The sequence below is a fragment of the Bacillus seohaeanensis genome, assembly GCF_042684945.1.
Taxonomy (GTDB): domain Bacteria; phylum Bacillota; class Bacilli; order Bacillales; family Bacillaceae_B; genus Rossellomorea; species Rossellomorea seohaeanensis.
Genome location: NZ_JBHUMF010000008.1, coordinates 126,257 through 142,349, shown reverse-complemented (window position 1 = coordinate 142,349; position 16,093 = coordinate 126,257). Strand labels below are relative to the sequence as shown.

Here is a 16,093-nt window from a genome sequence, read left to right as displayed (position 1 = left end):
TAATTATAGCATACACTATATTGCCTAAATTAATTTACAAGCTTCTGTTTTGTCAACGTATCAGCTTTCCACTGTATCTTTTTCATTAGCTTATTTTCTCTAAATGATTATCAATTTCTTCTGCACTAATCGGTTTACTAAAATAGTAACCTTGTGCTTTTTGACACTGTGCCTCTTTTAGAAACAGCATCTGATCTTCCTGCTCCACTCCTTCTGCAATAACTTCCAGCCCTAAGCTGTGAGCCAAATGAATAATCGTCATGGTTATCGCAGCATCCTTTTGATTCAACTGAATTTCCCGTACAAACGATTGATCAATTTTTAATATATCAATCGGAAATCTTTTTAGATAATTTAATGATGAATAACCGGTACCGAAATCATCAACTGAGATGTACACACCTAACTGTTTCAGTTTTTCTAATACTTTCAATGCTTGCTCCGTATCCTGCATAGCCCCTTCCGTGATTTCAATTTCTAAATTAGCAGGAGGCAAGTCATACTTTTGCAAATAATACTGAATCGTATTAATCAACCCTTCTTTCAAAAACTGTTTCGGTGAAATATTAATCGCCACTCTTACATTAGTATGCCCTCTATTTCTCCATTTCTGAAGCTGAATACATACTTGCTCAAGCACCCATTCACCGATTGCATAGATAAGTCCAGTTTCTTCAGCAAGGGGGATAAATTGAGCAGGTGAGACAAATCCAAATTTTCGGTTTTCCCATCTGATTAATGCCTCCAGACTTTCCATTTCCCCTGATTCTAAATTCACTTGAGGCTGATAATGAAGATAAAGCTCCTTCTTTTCTATTGCTCTTCTTAAATGCGCCTCCATGATCATGTAATTCGGAAAACTAGATTTCATGTGAGTTTGAAAGAAACGAAAATTCCCTTTCCCCTGTTTTTTCACTTGAAAAAGTGCTTGTGTAGCTTTTTGAATAAGAGAATTTGAGTCATAACCATCATTCGGATACTGGCTAATCCCCATAGAAGGACTAATATAAAACTCCTGGCCACGAATACAGAATGGTTCCTTAAATAGTTCCAGAATAGTTTCTGCACATTTTTCTGTCTTCTCAAAACTACTATTCTTTAAAAGGAAGATGAACTCATCTCCACCTTGCCGATAAAGAAGACAATCATCATTTGTTAATCTCTTCAGCCTGTTTGTCACTTTTTTTAAAAACAAGTCTCCACCTTGTAATCCTAATGTGTCATTTACAAACTTAAACCGGTCTAAGTCAATATATATGACAGAAAGCTCTGCATTATTTTCTTCCATGCGATTAATCAACAATGGGACATGTTCATCTAGTGCTTTTCTGTTCCATAATCCTGTGAGATGGTCATGAAGAGACATATAATGAATTAGTTCTGTTTGTTCATGATGTATTGTAACATCTTTGGCAATCATATAGATGCCCTCACACACGCCCTCAACAACTATTGGAATAGACCTTAGCTGAACGATTTTCTCCGTTTCTGTTCTATCCTTTAATAAACAATTATCAATAGTCGATGAATTGCCCTCTAATGTCTGTTTGATCGATTTCTTTATCAATTTACTATTTTGATTACTAAATAAGCTTAATGAATTTTTCCCCTTTAGTTCTTCCTTTGTAAAAAGAGTAAGTTTGGCACCTGCATCGTTAGCATCGACAATATCTCCCTCTAAATTAAGAGTGAATACGGCATCCATATTATGCTCGATTATCGACTTATACCGCTCCTTTGCTTGCTCTAATTCTCTCTTTTCTTCTGTGGCAGAAGTTATATCCCTTGTAATAGATACTACATACTGAATACTTCCACCCTCATCTTTTATAGCCGTTAAAACGGACTCATTTATTACTTTTTTTCCAACATCAAGAGTAAGAGAATCTTGAAATTTTATTGTGTCACCAACAGTTAACAGTTCTTCATACTTAGCTTGAAGCATTGTCGCTATGTCTTCTGTTAACACATCTTCTAATAACCTCCCCATGTCATTTTCTTTTAGTTTTGCATGAAGCATGGCAGAATGGTTTGCAAACACATAGCGAAACTTCGGACCTGCTTCCACCCTCATAATGAAAACAATATCATTTATGTGATCAACAATAATGTTATGTAGAATTTGTTCTATTCCAATTAATTCTTTACTACTATTTAACTTCCCCGTTATACGAACCATTTGTATCATATCCTTTGCAATTCATAAGCTAGTTTTATATAGGTTTTATTCCATTCTACCTTTTATATATATTTATTCCTATATCTCTCTAAAAAATATTCTACACATCTCTTATATAGAACTTTAGACTCATAACAATTACAATGCCCATTACGTGTATAATCAGTCGCAGGACTAGATATTCAACCATAAGCTATAGAGGAGATAGAAAGGAGGTTTTAAAGATGTATCGTAATCAAGTGTTGCCCTATTACCATCCAGGAATTGGATATAGAAACGGTGGAAATCAAAGGTTTTTTCCTTTCTTCGGATTTTGGCCATTTCTTGCAGGAGGTTTAGCAGGTCTAGCGGTTAGTCCATTCCTTTTCAACAGGCCAAACTACCCACCACCTTACTACCCTCCATATCCTGTATACCCTTATCAAGCTTACGGACCTGCTCAACAGTACGGAAGCCCATATGGTGGAGGAATAAATCAAGGGATCCCTCCTTACAATATAACAGAAAATATAAATGTTTACCCACGGTAATAACAAAAGTGGAGGTGGCTTGATTAGCCCTGACAAGCATAAGGTGAATAACTCGAAAAGGCGTTTTTTTCTTTTTTGAGTTACTTGATTTATGACCTCGAGGGGCTAATCTTATATAATTCGAAAAAAGATTACCCATGAGTAATTGGTTTACAGTTTCCTACCAAAGAGAGAGGCTGGGAAAAATGTATTCTAGGTGAATAAAAAACCGAACTAATTCTTTCTTTCGAAGGCGAATTAGTTCGGTTTTTTTATAAGTCTTCATAAAACGTGTTGTTCTTTTTAACTTGTTCTAGCTGTTGATTGGAGTGCAAGACGAAGACTCCTGCGGGGAAAGCGGAACAGGTAAGACCCCGCAAAAGCGCAGCGCATGTCTAGCTCCAGCGGCTAGCTCGCTGTGAAAAAGATGAAATACCCTAAAGGCACAAAACGCCTTTTGGGTATTTCTCTATTTTCTTCACGAGCTGACCAAGCCGATTCCGCTTTTCCCGGAGGCTCACCGACCGCCCGCGGAAAGCGAAGTCTTGACACGGAAATCAACAGCGATTACGAAACAATTTAACCTAACATCGTTCGTATTTAGGGGACAGTATTTTAATTATGTCCCAGCCTCTTTCTTTTATAAATATTTATAATATTGTATGAAATAAATTAGCTCATTACACTTTTCCGAATAATCCTACTCCTCAAAAAACTTCTCTTTTCCTCACCTTTCCAATCTCGTAAAAAAAGGTTATAATAGTCTACAATATAGAGATAGAAAGGAGATTTTACCTTGAGTAACAATAACAATACCCCTTCTGCAACATCCGTAACTACCCTCTCAAAAGCAATTTTTACTGTTAACCGGCATGCAAAAACAGCAAGTAATCCAAAGTATTTATATTCTTTAAAGAAGCAAGCACTTCTGCAAATGATTAAAGACAGTAAAGCTGTCAAAGTAGGGCTTCACTTTTCCAATAACCCCAAATACAGTAGACAACAATCGGATGTGTTAGTATCCTGTGGTGATTATACTTTTCATATTCCTCCGACCAAGGAAGATTTTAAAGTCCTTCCCCATTTAGGGTCACTTGATCAGCGTTCTAGAAATCCAAAATGCCGTATGAGCCTACAACAAGCAAAATCAATTTTAGAGCGATATACTGGTATATCTGACAATAATCCTAAATATCAAAACAAAAAGAAACGGTCCTATAATAAACCTGTTTTCAAAAAGTTAGGTGATAGTTTTTTCTAATTTTTTACCCCTACATTTTAGCGCGTTAACGCAAACTCTCGTTGAAGTAAAAAAGGAATATTACATTTATAGAATAAAAAAAATAGCGACTATTATAATAATCGCTATTTTTTCACTTTATGAGGATTGATTTAACATACTTAAAAAGTTCGTTAACGCTAAGCTACTTAAGTATAAAATAAACTTTTATTATAATATGTTCTGATCAATTTTCAAAACTAATTCCGTAATTTCCGGTTTGCTAACCTGTTCTTCGGCCCCTACCTTTTCTCCCTTATGTTTGAGATCATCCGTAATTAAAGAAGAGAAAATGATTACTGGAAGTTTCGATAATTTGTCATGATCTTTTATTCTTCTAGTCAAATGATGGCCATCCATTTGTGGCATTTCAATATCAGTAATAACTAATTGAATGTGTTCCGCAATATCCTCAACTTCCTTTGCCAGTGATTCTAAATAAGCTAATGCATCTTTTCCATTTTCAAAAAATTCAACCGTGTCATACCCTGCTTCTTTTAACGTATCATTTAAAAGCTTTCTTAATAATGGAGAGTCTTCCGCAACAACTAGTTTTTTATTTTGACGCTCTCTGACTCCAAGTTTCTTCACTTGGTCTACATGGATTCCAGAGTCAGGGTTGATTTCCATTACAATACTTTCAAAATCTACAAGCAAAATCATTTCTTCCCCACGTTTGATAACTCCTATAATTTGCGTATTTCCACTGCTATACATGTCAGAAGGTTTTTCTATCTGATCCCATGATATTCTGTGAATTTTCGTTACATTATCAACGTGAAAAACAACCTTCTGCTTATTGAACTCGGCTACTATATATTTTGACTGGTTACTATCGACACCAGAAAGACCAAGCACTACAGCCATATCTATTACAGGTAACACTTCTCCTCTTAACTGAATAATTCCTTTCACATATGAGTGGGAATGGGGAATCGGAGTTACTGGTGCAGGCTGGATAATTTCTTTTACCTTTATAACGTTTATACCAAATTTACTATTTTGTATTTCAAATTCGACAATTTCAAGCTCATTCGTTCCACTTTCTAATAAAATCCCCTGTGAATCATTCATATCTCTACGCCCTTCCATACCTAGTATCTAATAAAACCGACCATAAAAGTCCTTTTTCGGCCAGCCCTCTCTTTATTATATCGAACAACTTTAATAAGAGTTTAGGAAGTTGAGGGATTTTTCTTAAACAACAGAAGAAGAGACTATCTTTTTTCTTTTCGCTCACGAAAAATCACATAATTTTCACAGCTTTTACATAATCACGACATTTTCACAACATTCTACTAGTAGGAGGTGTAAAAAAGTGGATTCAACTAACAACAAAAGAAATAAGTTACCTGATTTCAAACAATTAGAAGACCGTGTAATTGCCAATGCTTCTACAAGTCCATCTCTTGTTATTAAGACCAATTTAGATCAAGAGGATCCGACAGTAGAGAACCCTTACGTAAATGGCCAAGATGATGATAATTTAAAAGAGTTTTTTGATGAGTAAAAGCTATTATCTTCATTAATAAAAAACGGCTAGAGTAGGAATTTTCCTCTCTAACCGTTTTTTTATTTTGTATGAGCTATTTGTATAATATATGTGAGTAACTACATTATTGAAGCGGTCTACGTACAGCTCTAGCCCCTCAAGCTTTTGTCCTTAAACCCCTCTTTTGTTCCCCCATACATACGTATGAAGTTGTGGCAGTACATGTACATTATTTAAGTCTTGACTTTTACATACTCTATCTATAAGATCTTCATACTGTTCTATTAAATCCCCGACCAGCTTCTCGTTATCTCCTTCATGAACTTGACTATTTCCGGTTTGCAAATAAAACGGTACAGTAGGATAGCGAGTATGAATATTTTTGGCATAGTCTAAATCTTCATCGTTGAAAACGACAACCTTCAAGCTAAAATGAGATCCACTTGCTTGTAACCTCTCCACAATTTCATCCAACTTATGAAAATTTGTTAGCATTCCAGAGCTTGGCGGCTTCGGAGATAATGTCAAATCATCAATAGAGTAAAACCAATCCTGCCATTTGCTACCTTGTGTTTCTAATGCTGACTGAACACCATTTTCCTTAAATATTTCTAACAGGTCTACTAAGTTCGCTAATAGAGCTGGATTCCCTCCAGAAATTGTTACATGAGAAAAGTTTTTCCCACCAATTTCTTTTAACTCTTCCCAAATTTTTTCCGGTGTGAGCAATCTTATTTCGTCTTTCGCAGATCCATCCCATGTAAAAGCAGAATCACACCATGAGCAACTGTAATCACATCCAGCTGTTCTCACAAACATGGTCTTTTTCCCAATTACCATTCCTTCACCTTGAATCGTTGGTCCAAATATTTCTAAGATAGGAAGCTTTTTCATTACTTTGCCTCCTTCGAGCGATAAATAACATAACTTGTAGGTGTCTCCCTTAGAAACACTTGCAAACATTGAGGTTTATGCCCTAATGTATCAAGATGTTTCTGAATAATTTCGCATATTGTTTTTGCCATCACTTCTGTCGTAGGAAAATTTTCAGCGATTTTATTAGAAAAACAGTTGTCATCATTAAGTAGAGTATGATCAAAACGTTTATGAATTAAGTCTTTAATCGTTTTAAAATTAATAAGGAAACCTGAATCGTCTAGTGAATCACCAGCGATTGTAATATTTACAAAGTACGTATGACCATGTGTAAGTTGACAGCTTCCTGCTTCAGGATGAGGAATATAATGTGCTGCAGCAAAATGAAAATCTTTATTGAGTTCAAATTGATAACCGTGCACTGGTGTCGGGTATATTTGCTGCATCATTCTATATCACCCTTTTCCTTTAAATACTCGTTCAATCCACGCTTTCTAAGTAAACAGGCAGGACACTCTCCACATCCATCACCGATAATTCCGTTATAACAAGTTAATGTTTTTTCTCGAATATAATCGAGAGCGCCTAATTCATCCGCTAACTTCCATGTTTCTGCTTTGTCAATCCACATCAGCGGGGTATGGATGACAAACGTATCGTCCATCGATAAGTTTAACGTGACGTTTAGTGATTTAATAAAGATATCTCTACAATCAGGATATCCACTAAAGTCTGTTTCACAAACACCTGTAACAATATGTTTAGCTCCCACTTGCCTTGCCAAAATTCCTGCGAATGATAAAAATAATAAGTTTCTTCCCGGTACAAATGTAGAAGGAAGTTCCCCTTCTTCGTGGGTTATCGCTTCCTCTTTACGAGTTAAGGCATTTGGGGCTAACTGATTTAATAATTCCATATCTAAAATGTGATGGGGTACCTCTAGCTCTTTCGCAATTTTTTTGGCACATTCAATCTCTTCGTTATGTCTTTGACCATAATCAAAGGTGACCGCCTCTACTTCACTGAATTGCTTTTTAGCCCAAAATAAACAGGTGGTACTATCTTGACCACCACTAAATACTACTATTGCTTTTTCGTTTTTCATATAAAACTGCTCCTCTCTTTTCTGTCCAGTTCCAGCAGCTAGCCCTCGAGGTCGTAAGCCAAGCCACTTTCACTTTTCATATATAAAAGAAAGAGACTCTATCACTACCCAAATTTTCAACAGGACAAAAACTTTGTCATGATCTTGCTGTTAGGATTTTATTTTAAGCGTTTAATAGTACTTCATCATTCCAGTGCAAGCTGTTGAATATAGAAAAAAAACAAACGGCACCTCTAAGGAGATGCCGTAATCCTTAGTTTTTTATAGAGGGTTTTGCTAGAACCTCTCCTGACAACACCGCCAGAATTCTTCTTTTATCCTTACACTATTTTAACGTTTGTATTTAAAAAAATCTAGTATAATGCCAGATTATAGGATTCATCAATTTTTCTTGCCGCATTTATTTTTAACATAAATTACTTTAAGCGAAGGGGTCTTCTTCGTCTGCTTCTTCTTTTTATCCCAAATCGCAACCAACCAACTTTAAAAAAGAACCCAAACATAATAATAGCGATTAACAGCATTACTCCTAATACAATAAAGTAGCCATAACGTGATTCCAGTTCAGGCATATACGTAAAATTCATCCCATATAGTCCAACGATAAATGTAAGTGGCATAAAAATAGTTGTAATAACCGTTAATGTCATCATTATACTGTTCATCTTATCCGAATTAATGGAAATATAATTATCTCTAATATCTGATGAAAATTCTCGATAAGATTCCAACATTTCCACTAATTTAATTAAATGGTCATACACATCATGAAAATATAGTTGCTGTTCTTTTAAAGAATTGAGTCTTCCCGAGTTAATAATACGGTAAAGTAGATCCCTCATTGGCACTAACGTTCTTCTTAACTTCGACATATCATGTCTTACATCAAAAAGCTCATCCATAATATCATTTTGAGTGTCCTGTTCTGTATTTTCTTCAATTTTATTTAAATGGTCCTCAATTTTATAGACTAGAGGAAAATAATCATCAACCAACCTATCGATGATGCCATGCATCACAATAAAAGGGTTCAAACTATTTGCCTCTTTTTTAATACTTTTCCATAAATTATTTATCTCCCTCACTGGTTCTTTATGAAAGGAAACAATAAAATTAGAATTAACAAATAGATTTACTTCCTGTAAATCTAATGTTTCTTGATGGATGGCGTGAAGCAAAAGAAAAAAATAGTTATTATAAAAATCCAACTTCGGTCGCTGACTAAATTCATCCAAACAATCTTCAATAGCAAGTGGATGAAAACGGAAAAACTTTCTTAATATACTAATATCCTTTTCTGAAGGGTCGGCAAAGTCTACCCAATACCAACTAACCTCCGGTTTTTTTATTTGCGATAATGGGACATTGTAAACAACTTCCCCGTTATCCATCACAATGCAAGTACGAATCATAATAAACTCCTAACCAATACAATTATTTCAATAGTTAAAGGTTTACCCGAAAATGATAATAATAAAACTTATTGATACGTCTAATCTCATGATAAAATATGTATTAACTAAAGACTGTTTTCGTAAAGTTAGTTGTTTGTGGATAATGGACCGTTCCTTTCCGCTGCGTGGTCTCGACTTTTTCTCTATTTCCCGCAGGAGTCAAGTGTCCTCCGCTCCAATCCACTCTATGTTTTCAACTGTTATTAAAGCAACAGCCTTTAGAAAAGAAAACAGCCTAACTAAAAAAAGAAAGGTGTACTTTATGGATCATTTACTTAATGAAAATGTAAAAAATCTCGAAATATCCGGTATAAGGAAGTTTTTCAACTTAGTTTCTTCTATCGAAGGAATGATATCATTAACGATTGGACAGCCCGACTTCCCTACTCCCCTTCATGTTAAAGAAGCTGGAAAACAGGCGATTGACAATAATTTTACCACTTATACGCATAATGCAGGTTTTATAGAACTTCGCAAGGCTGCAGTAGACTTTGTAAAAGAAAAATACAATCTACATTATAATCCAGACAATGAAGTGATTGTTACAAACGGAGCTTCTCAGGCTATTGACGCAACGCTAAGAACGATTCTAACACCCGGTGATGAAGTATTACTACCTGGACCAATTTACCCTGGATATGAGCCAATAATAAGTTTGTGCGGTGCAGAACCAGTTCATATTGATACTACTGATAATAGTTTCAGGTTAACAGCTGATTTGATTAAGCCATACATAACAGAAAAAACAAAATGTGTTATATTGCCTTATCCGTCTAATCCGACAGGAGTCACCCTGACAAAAGGAGAATTACAGGATATTTCCTCCTTACTAAAAGGGAAAGATATTTTTGTATTGGCTGATGAAATTTACAGTGAATTAACCTTTGATGATAAACATTATTCCATTGCAAATGAGCTTCCAGAACAGACAATTGTCATTAATGGACTTTCAAAATCCCATTCCATGACTGGCTGGAGAATCGGGTTTTTATTTGCTCCACAAACAATCTGTCAGCACATATTGAAAGTACATCAATACAATGTATCATGTGCCTCTTCTATCTCACAGGCAGCTGCATATGAAGCACTGACAAACGGCATCCATGATAGCGACAAAATGAAGAAACAATATATAACAAGAAGAGAATTTGTTCATAAACGTTTGCAAGAAATTGGCTTTCCACAAGTCATTAAGCCAGATGGCGCATTTTACTTTTTTGTCAGGATTCCTCCTGAACTTTCCTTAAGCTCTTTTGACTTTTCGTTGAAATTAGCTCAGGAGCAAAAAGTAGCGGTTGTGCCAGGCAGTGCATTTTCCTCCTATGGAGAAGGTTTTTTCCGGTTGTCCTATGCCTGTTCGATGGAACTATTAGAAGAAGGAATGGATCGAATAGAAATATTTTTTAATCAAGTCACTGATAAAGTGCAATTTTAACTTGCTAAAAACGAAGGGCTGACCCTAAAATGTTACATTTTAGGGTCAGCCTTTTTTTAAAATCCGCCTTTATATTTACCGCTATTTTTAGATGCCTTAGCTTTTTTCGCTTTCTCTTTATGAGCCTTATTTGCTGCTGCACTTCCAAATTCCTGGGCAAATTCTTGATCTATTTGAGAAGAATCAAATCCTTTTTTGTTCTTCTGTTGAGGGTCGTTTTTCTTTGTACGCTTAGCCATATAACATTCCCCTTTACATTTTTTAAATTGGCTATCTAACCATTACTATTATTCGTTTTTTCCCTTTGTCTTATGCAGCATATATTTTCTTTAAAGACTGGTTTTAAAACCTTTGTTTTTAATTTTGATGCAATTAGCCTACTTGGTAATTACTAATTTTTCATAGTAGAAAGAATCAGCCAGATTGTTCCTAAAACAATACTGGAATTTACACAGGTACAGTTCACTGTCTCTTTTCCAGGAGGAGAGCGTAGGTTTTGTTCCAAGCACTCTCCTCAACCCCACCGGCAAATAATAAAAAAAGAACTAGTGCAGAAATATCTACAACTAGTTCTAAAAAGGAAAAGGGGGGGTGTGAGAAATAAATCTCCAATTTCGTGCTTAGTATTAGGTTACCCACCTAAACATATCGTTAAACATATCGAGGAAAAATATTTTATTTACCCCTTTAAAAAAACGCTTTCATAAATTATAATAAGATAATGTTAGTCTTCAATCATTCAGGAGATTACTGCCCGTCTATGCGAAGTAGAATGTTTCTTAGAGGGTGCAAACCTTGTACTTACGAGATAGTAATGGAAGCGAAAATACCCAAAAAAATAGGATTGAAGGACAAAGTCCAACAATCCACTAATAGGGGGAAATGAGAATGAAAAGGCTAAAAAGTATTTGCCTGTTCGACATATATACTTTACCTCATTTCACTAAGTACTAAACCTATTTTTTATAAAAATTTACTGTTACTCGGAAATGACTTTCTTAACAGCTTCCATAACAGCTTCATTTGTATCTAATTGTAATACTTCTTCTGCAAGTTTTTCCATGTCAGCTTTATTTAAACGACGGATTTGAGAACGTGCTTGTAGGATAGAAGTTGCACTCATGGAAAATTCATCTAAGCCAAGGCCTAGTAAGATTGGAATGGCAATTTCATCTCCTGCCATTTCTCCGCACATGCCTGCCCATTTTCCTTCTTTATGTGCAGCATCAATAACCATTTTAACTAAGCGAAGAATCGCTGGGTTATATGGCTGATAAAGATACGATACTCGTTCATTCATCCGATCTGCTGCCATTGTATACTGAATAAGGTCATTTGTACCGACAGAGAAGAAGTCAACTTCTTTTGCGAAAATATCTGCCATAACAGCTGTAGATGGAATTTCAACCATAATTCCAACCTCGATTTTTTCTGCAACCTCTACTCCACTTTCTTGCAGAGATTTTTTCTCCTCTTCTAAAATTGCTTTCGCTTCTCTAAATTCATTCAAGTTAGAGATCATCGGGAACATGATTTTTAAATTACCGTATGTGCTTGCTCTTAATAGTGCTCGCAACTGAGTACGGAAAATTTCTTGCTCCTCAAGGCAAAGACGAATAGCTCTGAATCCTAGGAATGGATTCATTTCTTTTGGAAGATTTAAATATGGAAGCTCTTTGTCGCCACCAATATCAAGTGTACGTACAACGACTGGTTTACCTTTCATACCTTCGAGTACCTTTTTATATGAGTCAAATTGTTCTTCTTCTGTAGGAAGTTCATCCCTCCCCATATATAGGAACTCTGTACGGTATAAACCGACTCCTTCACCACCATTATTTTGAACACCATCTAGATCCTTTGGAGTTCCAATATTAGCAGCTAATTCTACATGATGATCATCAGCAGAAACTGTTTTCTCGTTAACGAGTTTCGCCCATTCTGCTTTTTGTTCTTCATATTTAGCGTGTATACTCTTATATTCTTCAATAACTTCTTGTGTCGGATTAATATGTACTTCCCCATTTAATCCATCAACAATAACAGTATCTCCATTTTCAACACTTGAAGTAATCGATTTTGTGCCTACAACTGCAGGAATTTCCATCGACCTTGCCATAATAGCAGAATGAGAAGTTCTTCCTCCGATATCCGTTGTAAACCCTTTAACAAATTGACGATTTAATTGAGCTGTGTCAGATGGTGTTAAATCTTCTGCAATGATGATAACTTCTTCTGTTACCATACTCGGATTGGAAATTTCCACACCGAGTAAATGTGCTAGAACACGCTTCGTTACATCACGTATATCTGCAGCACGCTCTTTCATATATTCATTATCCATCTGCTCAAACATTGTAACGAACATATCTGCTGTTTCTTTTAATGCATACTCTGCATTCACTTGATCGTTATTGATTTTGTCCTCAATAGGTGTTATTAATTCCGGATCACTTAATACAAGAAGGTGAGCTTCAAAAATTGCCGCTTTATCTTCTCCTAGATCCTCTCTTGCTTTATCACGTATTGCTTCAAGTTCTGAAACAGATGTTGAAAGTGCTTGTTGAAATCGAGTTACTTCTTCCGCTGTATCTTCGATTGATTTTTTATCAAAGCTTAAATTAGGCTCTACTAAACGATACGCCTTTGCAATTGCAATACCGTTTGAAGCTGCAACTCCTTTTAAAATGCTAGACATTACTCAGCTAAGCCTTCTTTTTTTAGTGTCTCTTCTAAGCTATTTAGAGCATCTGCTTCGTCATTACCTTCTGTGATAATAGTGATTTCAGCATCTTTGCCCACACCTAGAGACATAACACCCATGATAGATTTCAAATTAACTTTTTTATCTTTGTATTGAAGATGTACTTCGCTATCAAATTTGCTTGCTGCTTGTACTAACAATGTTGCTGGACGTGCATGAATTCCTGTTTCAGCTGTTACTGTAAATGTTTTTTGTGCCATAAAAAATCTACTCCTTATTTTAAAAATATTTTTTGGTTGCTTCATTAAATTAATGGATTATAGATAAATCGTCAACAATCTACAAATTCCATCATTATTTTAAGCCTTTTCAATAAAAAAGAATAGCATGCAATTCAAAGTTTCACAATTGTAATGCACGATTTTTTTTAGTATTTCATGAATTTGCCACTTCTATGACATTTTTTCGTATTTTCTGTTCGATAAATTAAAATTTTTGAAAAATAATATCGCAAGCCATGTTCTCACCTCAACAAGTACAAGACAGCATTCACAGAAAGACGCTTTTTACCTTTCTGTAAGGGCCCTCGAGGGGGGACTAGATATCAAAAATGCAGAAATTTTTATACGCTCTTTAAAAATGGCTATTTGTATGAAAAAAAGTATTTTTAAGCATCATAAAATCGTTTAGGATAACCAAAATGAATCGACTCTATACCACTTTGGCATCAAATTTGCTTCTTTATAGTAGATGGTGGCGGCTTGGTTTCAGCCACCATGTAAGTTTTTCGTAAAGTTTGTTGCTTTTTAACGGAAAACTAAGTTTAACCTACTGAGTTGATTTTCGCTACGGGCACTTGACTCCTGCAGGAAGAGAGGCAAGTGGGAGACCCCGCAGGCGAGGGTCTAACTCCAGCGGCTAGCTCGCTGTGAAAAAGATGATTATCCTCTAAAGGCAAAAAGCGCCTTTTGAGGGTAATTCTTATTTTCTTCACGAACTGACCAGGCCGCTTCCGCTTTTCCAAAAGCCTCCCATTCCTCCCGAGGTTTCTTGTGCCTGTAGTGGAAATCCACGGGCTTAATGTATAAGTAAAAACAACAATCTATGAGAAAAGAGCCTTAAAAATAAAAAACGACTTGCTCCAACAAACGGAGCAAGCCAATTTTCCGAGCTTATCTATTTAGCTTTGACTGAGGAGGACTTTAAAGAATTGTAGCTTACTTTAGCCTTAATAACCGTTCCTTTTAATGTTACTTCATGATCCTCTGTAATATTTGTATAGACATTGACAAGGTCACAAATACATCTAGCTAAAAGTTCTGTTGACTGTTTTAAATCTCTATTAGGAAATTTCTTGTCGTCTTGAACTATTTCTTCAATGATATCAAGGGCAATGCTTTTTACCCTTAATGCCTGCTCTGTTTTATAATTCATAATTACTCTCCCCTCTTACTACTTCTACTATCATCGTATGCAAAATGGGATAGATTAGAACAGCCTTTCTGTCGGATATTGTTAAAAATAAAAGGCTCTTTTTAAAAGGGTTGTTGCTTTTAATAACATTTAAAAACATAGCGTGAAATGGGTTGAAGTGGAAAGAAATGGTCACTAGTTTATTCCCAAAACAACAAACTCTGTGAAAACAGCCAGATCAAAAAATGACTTTTTATAATCTATTATTATTTTCTTCTATTCATTTTTTAGAATATCTATTATTATAGGAATAAGTTCACCCTTTCTTTAAAATAAAAGATTGCGTGATTTTTTTAGATTGAAAAATCTTTTTAATAGGTGATAATAATGAAATATAGACGAGAAGAATCGTTTCGTTACACATTTGAAACTCCTTTAGAAGGAGTTTTTAAAATATTAATCGTTAGTAGTGACAACATGAAGGAGACAAGTGAAGCCCCAATTGAAGTTGTGGATATTAGTCCGGGTGGTTTATGCTTTACATCCTCTTTAGACATGCCTCTTGAGAACAAAGAATTTTTATTAGAAGTACATTTTTCGCTAGCAGATGAACCAATTGTTATTCTTGGAAAGATTGTTTGGAAGCGGCATTACGCAAATGCTTATATGTATGGTTTTGAAGCTGTTGAAGACGAAAAAACAGAGCAACAAATCATTGATCATCTAAAAATGTTTATTCAAGAAAATCGCTAATCAAATGAAACCCCTATACCTAAAATACAAAATGATTAATTGGAAAAGTAAACAAAAGTCTGTGCTTTAACCCTAAAGCACAGACTTTTGTTCTTATGCTTAGATAACAAAACAGACAACATTAACCCTGTTTTAATACAGTTCAATCAGCGACAGTACTTCCGTTAATGCGGAATAAACTGTTAACTACGAGGAGTCTCAGAATAGTGATAAAGAATGTCTCCTCCTCTTTGTGCTATCCCTCTAAAATGCTTGAAATCTTCCTGTTTCACCAGTATATCTCGAAAAAATAGAAAATCTGTCTTTTTAATTGTCAATTCACTAATTTCTTGTTTTCTTAAAGCCTCAATGCTAGATAAAGCCTGCTCTTCATTCATTACTGTCCCTCCTTTTTTATTATTGTAGTGTAAAAAAAAACTTCCGAAAAGAATTATCTTTTTATTAACTTTTCAAAAAACTCTTTACGTTTTCGGAATTTTACGTCAAAATATTATTAACCGACTGTAGAATATTGGGAAATATCAAAAAGGGGGAGCTCTTCAATATGCCAAAAGCAGATATCGGAAATATTATTGAATTTAAAGACGGTTTAAAAGGTGTCGTTGAAAAGGTAAATGAAAACTCTGTTATCGTGGATCTAACCTATATGACTAATTATCGTGACCTTGAATTAGAAGAAAAAACAGTTGTAAATCATAAAAATTATAAAATTGTTGGGTAAAGATTTCGCAAAAAACATATTAGGAAACAAAGTGCCAAGCAACTCCCGAATAGTAAAAGGGAGTTGCTTGGCACTTTCTTTTTGAAATAGGCTATTTTTGTAAAGTTTGTTGCTTTTCAACTATAAACTAATTTTAACCCACTGAGTTGATTGCAGCGGAGTCTTGTGCCCGT

16 protein-coding genes, 1 pseudogene and 1 riboswitch are annotated in these 16,093 nt (G+C 35.2%); of the genes and pseudogenes, 6 read left to right on the top strand and 11 right to left on the bottom strand.

The window, feature by feature from the left end; translation table 11 throughout:
• Window positions 1-85: 85 nt before the first annotated feature.
• Window positions 86-2,179, bottom strand: coding sequence for a sensor domain-containing protein (locus ACFSUL_RS03675; RefSeq protein WP_377932803.1), 2,094 nt, complete (start codon window positions 2,177-2,179; stop codon window positions 86-88).
• Between the two features lie 224 nt (window positions 2,180-2,403).
• Between ACFSUL_RS03675 and ACFSUL_RS03670 the strand changes: the two are divergent.
• Window positions 2,404-2,625: pseudogene (locus ACFSUL_RS03670) on the top strand (hypothetical protein); the annotation flags it as partial.
• Between the two features lie 859 nt (window positions 2,626-3,484).
• Window positions 3,485-3,949: a YkyB family protein gene (locus ACFSUL_RS03665; protein ID WP_377932801.1), complete on the top strand. Its 465-nt coding sequence runs from the start codon at window positions 3,485-3,487 to the stop codon at window positions 3,947-3,949.
• 189 nt (window positions 3,950-4,138) lie between these two features.
• Here ACFSUL_RS03665 and ACFSUL_RS03660 read toward each other — a convergent pair whose 3' ends face one another.
• The gene (locus ACFSUL_RS03660; RefSeq protein WP_377932799.1) at window positions 4,139-5,041 is read right to left on the bottom strand and encodes a chemotaxis protein; all 903 of its coding nucleotides are present in this window, start codon (window positions 5,039-5,041) and stop codon (window positions 4,139-4,141) included.
• A gap of 244 nt (window positions 5,042-5,285) precedes the next feature.
• On the opposite strand from ACFSUL_RS03660, the gene ACFSUL_RS03655 reads away from it, so the two are divergent.
• Window positions 5,286-5,477 (top strand): hypothetical protein, encoded by a 192-nt coding sequence (locus tag ACFSUL_RS03655; RefSeq protein ID WP_377932797.1) that lies wholly within the window; start codon window positions 5,286-5,288, stop codon window positions 5,475-5,477.
• A gap of 153 nt (window positions 5,478-5,630) precedes the next feature.
• On the opposite strand, the gene queE is transcribed toward ACFSUL_RS03655, so the two are convergent.
• From queE to corA, 4 genes are all read right to left on the bottom strand, one after another.
• Window positions 5,631-6,353 (bottom strand): 7-carboxy-7-deazaguanine synthase QueE, encoded by a 723-nt coding sequence (queE, locus tag ACFSUL_RS03650; RefSeq protein WP_377932795.1) that lies wholly within the window; start codon window positions 6,351-6,353, stop codon window positions 5,631-5,633.
• On the bottom strand, window positions 6,353-6,784 hold the full coding sequence (gene queD / locus ACFSUL_RS03645) for a 6-carboxytetrahydropterin synthase QueD (protein WP_377932793.1): 432 nt from the start codon (window positions 6,782-6,784) through the stop codon (window positions 6,353-6,355). Before queD ends, queE begins: the two co-directional genes overlap by 1 nt.
• The gene (gene queC / locus ACFSUL_RS03640; RefSeq protein ID WP_377932791.1) at window positions 6,781-7,440 is read right to left on the bottom strand and encodes a 7-cyano-7-deazaguanine synthase QueC; all 660 of its coding nucleotides are present in this window, start codon (window positions 7,438-7,440) and stop codon (window positions 6,781-6,783) included. Before queC ends, queD begins: the two co-directional genes overlap by 4 nt.
• A gap of 247 nt (window positions 7,441-7,687) precedes the next feature.
• A riboswitch (PreQ1 riboswitch) is annotated at window positions 7,688-7,732 on the bottom strand.
• Window positions 7,733-7,856: 124 nt separating this feature from the next.
• The gene (gene corA, locus ACFSUL_RS03635; protein WP_377932789.1) at window positions 7,857-8,852 is read right to left on the bottom strand and encodes a magnesium/cobalt transporter CorA; all 996 of its coding nucleotides are present in this window, start codon (window positions 8,850-8,852) and stop codon (window positions 7,857-7,859) included.
• Between the two features lie 304 nt (window positions 8,853-9,156).
• Here corA and ACFSUL_RS03630 point away from each other — a divergent pair, with 304 nt between their 5' ends.
• Complete coding sequence (locus ACFSUL_RS03630; RefSeq protein ID WP_377932787.1) at window positions 9,157-10,329, top strand: aminotransferase A; 1,173 nt, start codon at window positions 9,157-9,159, stop codon at window positions 10,327-10,329.
• A gap of 56 nt (window positions 10,330-10,385) precedes the next feature.
• Here the strand turns inward: ACFSUL_RS03630 and ACFSUL_RS03625 are convergent, their stop codons facing one another.
• The 4 genes from ACFSUL_RS03625 to ACFSUL_RS03610 all read right to left on the bottom strand — a co-directional run bounded on the left by ACFSUL_RS03625 (window position 10,386) and on the right by ACFSUL_RS03610 (window position 14,467).
• Window positions 10,386-10,568 carry a hypothetical protein gene (locus ACFSUL_RS03625; RefSeq protein WP_071413006.1) on the bottom strand — a complete coding sequence of 61 codons (183 nt, stop codon included), beginning with the start codon at window positions 10,566-10,568 and terminating at the stop codon, window positions 10,386-10,388.
• Window positions 10,569-11,308: 740 nt separating this feature from the next.
• On the bottom strand, window positions 11,309-13,027 hold the full coding sequence (gene ptsP, locus ACFSUL_RS03620) for a phosphoenolpyruvate--protein phosphotransferase (RefSeq protein WP_071413007.1): 1,719 nt from the start codon (window positions 13,025-13,027) through the stop codon (window positions 11,309-11,311).
• Complete coding sequence (locus ACFSUL_RS03615) at window positions 13,027-13,293, bottom strand: phosphocarrier protein HPr (protein WP_071413008.1); 267 nt, start codon at window positions 13,291-13,293, stop codon at window positions 13,027-13,029. The genes ptsP and ACFSUL_RS03615 overlap by 1 nt, the downstream gene beginning before the upstream one ends.
• 916 nt (window positions 13,294-14,209) lie before the next feature.
• Window positions 14,210-14,467, bottom strand: coding sequence for a hypothetical protein (locus tag ACFSUL_RS03610; protein ID WP_377932784.1), 258 nt, complete (start codon window positions 14,465-14,467; stop codon window positions 14,210-14,212).
• Between the two features lie 366 nt (window positions 14,468-14,833).
• Between ACFSUL_RS03610 and ACFSUL_RS03605 the strand changes: the two genes are divergently transcribed.
• Window positions 14,834-15,199, top strand: coding sequence for a PilZ domain-containing protein (locus tag ACFSUL_RS03605; RefSeq protein ID WP_377932782.1), 366 nt, complete (start codon window positions 14,834-14,836; stop codon window positions 15,197-15,199).
• Window positions 15,200-15,381: 182 nt separating this feature from the next.
• Here the strand turns inward: ACFSUL_RS03605 and ACFSUL_RS03600 are convergent, their stop codons facing one another.
• Window positions 15,382-15,576, bottom strand: a complete 195-nt coding sequence (locus ACFSUL_RS03600; protein ID WP_377932780.1) for a hypothetical protein — start codon at window positions 15,574-15,576, stop codon at window positions 15,382-15,384.
• A gap of 167 nt (window positions 15,577-15,743) precedes the next feature.
• Here ACFSUL_RS03600 and ACFSUL_RS03595 point away from each other — a divergent pair, with 167 nt between their 5' ends.
• Window positions 15,744-15,920, top strand: a complete 177-nt coding sequence (locus ACFSUL_RS03595) for a YkvS family protein (protein ID WP_377932778.1) — start codon at window positions 15,744-15,746, stop codon at window positions 15,918-15,920.
• Window positions 15,921-16,093: the final 173 nt, after the last annotated feature.

Excerpts from the sequence above, each read along its gene's own strand:
- ACFSUL_RS03675 (WP_377932803.1), bottom strand. The coding sequence starts at position 2,179 with ATGGTTCGTATAACGGGGAAGTTAAATAGTAGTAAAGAATTAATTGGA.
- ACFSUL_RS03660 (WP_377932799.1), bottom strand. The coding sequence starts at position 5,041 with ATGAATGATTCACAGGGGATTTTATTAGAAAGTGGAACGAATGAGCTT.
- queE (WP_377932795.1), bottom strand. The coding sequence starts at position 6,353 with ATGAAAAAGCTTCCTATCTTAGAAATATTTGGACCAACGATTCAAGGT.
- queD (WP_377932793.1), bottom strand. The coding sequence starts at position 6,784 with ATGATGCAGCAAATATACCCGACACCAGTGCACGGTTATCAATTTGAA.
- queC (WP_377932791.1), bottom strand. The coding sequence starts at position 7,440 with ATGAAAAACGAAAAAGCAATAGTAGTATTTAGTGGTGGTCAAGATAGT.
- corA (WP_377932789.1), bottom strand. The coding sequence starts at position 8,852 with ATGATTCGTACTTGCATTGTGATGGATAACGGGGAAGTTGTTTACAAT.
- ACFSUL_RS03630 (WP_377932787.1), top strand. The coding sequence starts at position 9,157 with ATGGATCATTTACTTAATGAAAATGTAAAAAATCTCGAAATATCCGGT.
- ACFSUL_RS03625 (WP_071413006.1), bottom strand. The coding sequence starts at position 10,568 with ATGGCTAAGCGTACAAAGAAAAACGACCCTCAACAGAAGAACAAAAAA.
- ptsP (WP_071413007.1), bottom strand. The coding sequence starts at position 13,027 with ATGTCTAGCATTTTAAAAGGAGTTGCAGCTTCAAACGGTATTGCAATT.
- ACFSUL_RS03615 (WP_071413008.1), bottom strand. The coding sequence starts at position 13,293 with ATGGCACAAAAAACATTTACAGTAACAGCTGAAACAGGAATTCATGCA.
- ACFSUL_RS03610 (WP_377932784.1), bottom strand. The coding sequence starts at position 14,467 with ATGAATTATAAAACAGAGCAGGCATTAAGGGTAAAAAGCATTGCCCTT.
- ACFSUL_RS03605 (WP_377932782.1), top strand. The coding sequence starts at position 14,834 with ATGAAATATAGACGAGAAGAATCGTTTCGTTACACATTTGAAACTCCT.
- ACFSUL_RS03600 (WP_377932780.1), bottom strand. The coding sequence starts at position 15,576 with ATGAATGAAGAGCAGGCTTTATCTAGCATTGAGGCTTTAAGAAAACAA.
- ACFSUL_RS03595 (WP_377932778.1), top strand. The coding sequence starts at position 15,744 with ATGCCAAAAGCAGATATCGGAAATATTATTGAATTTAAAGACGGTTTA.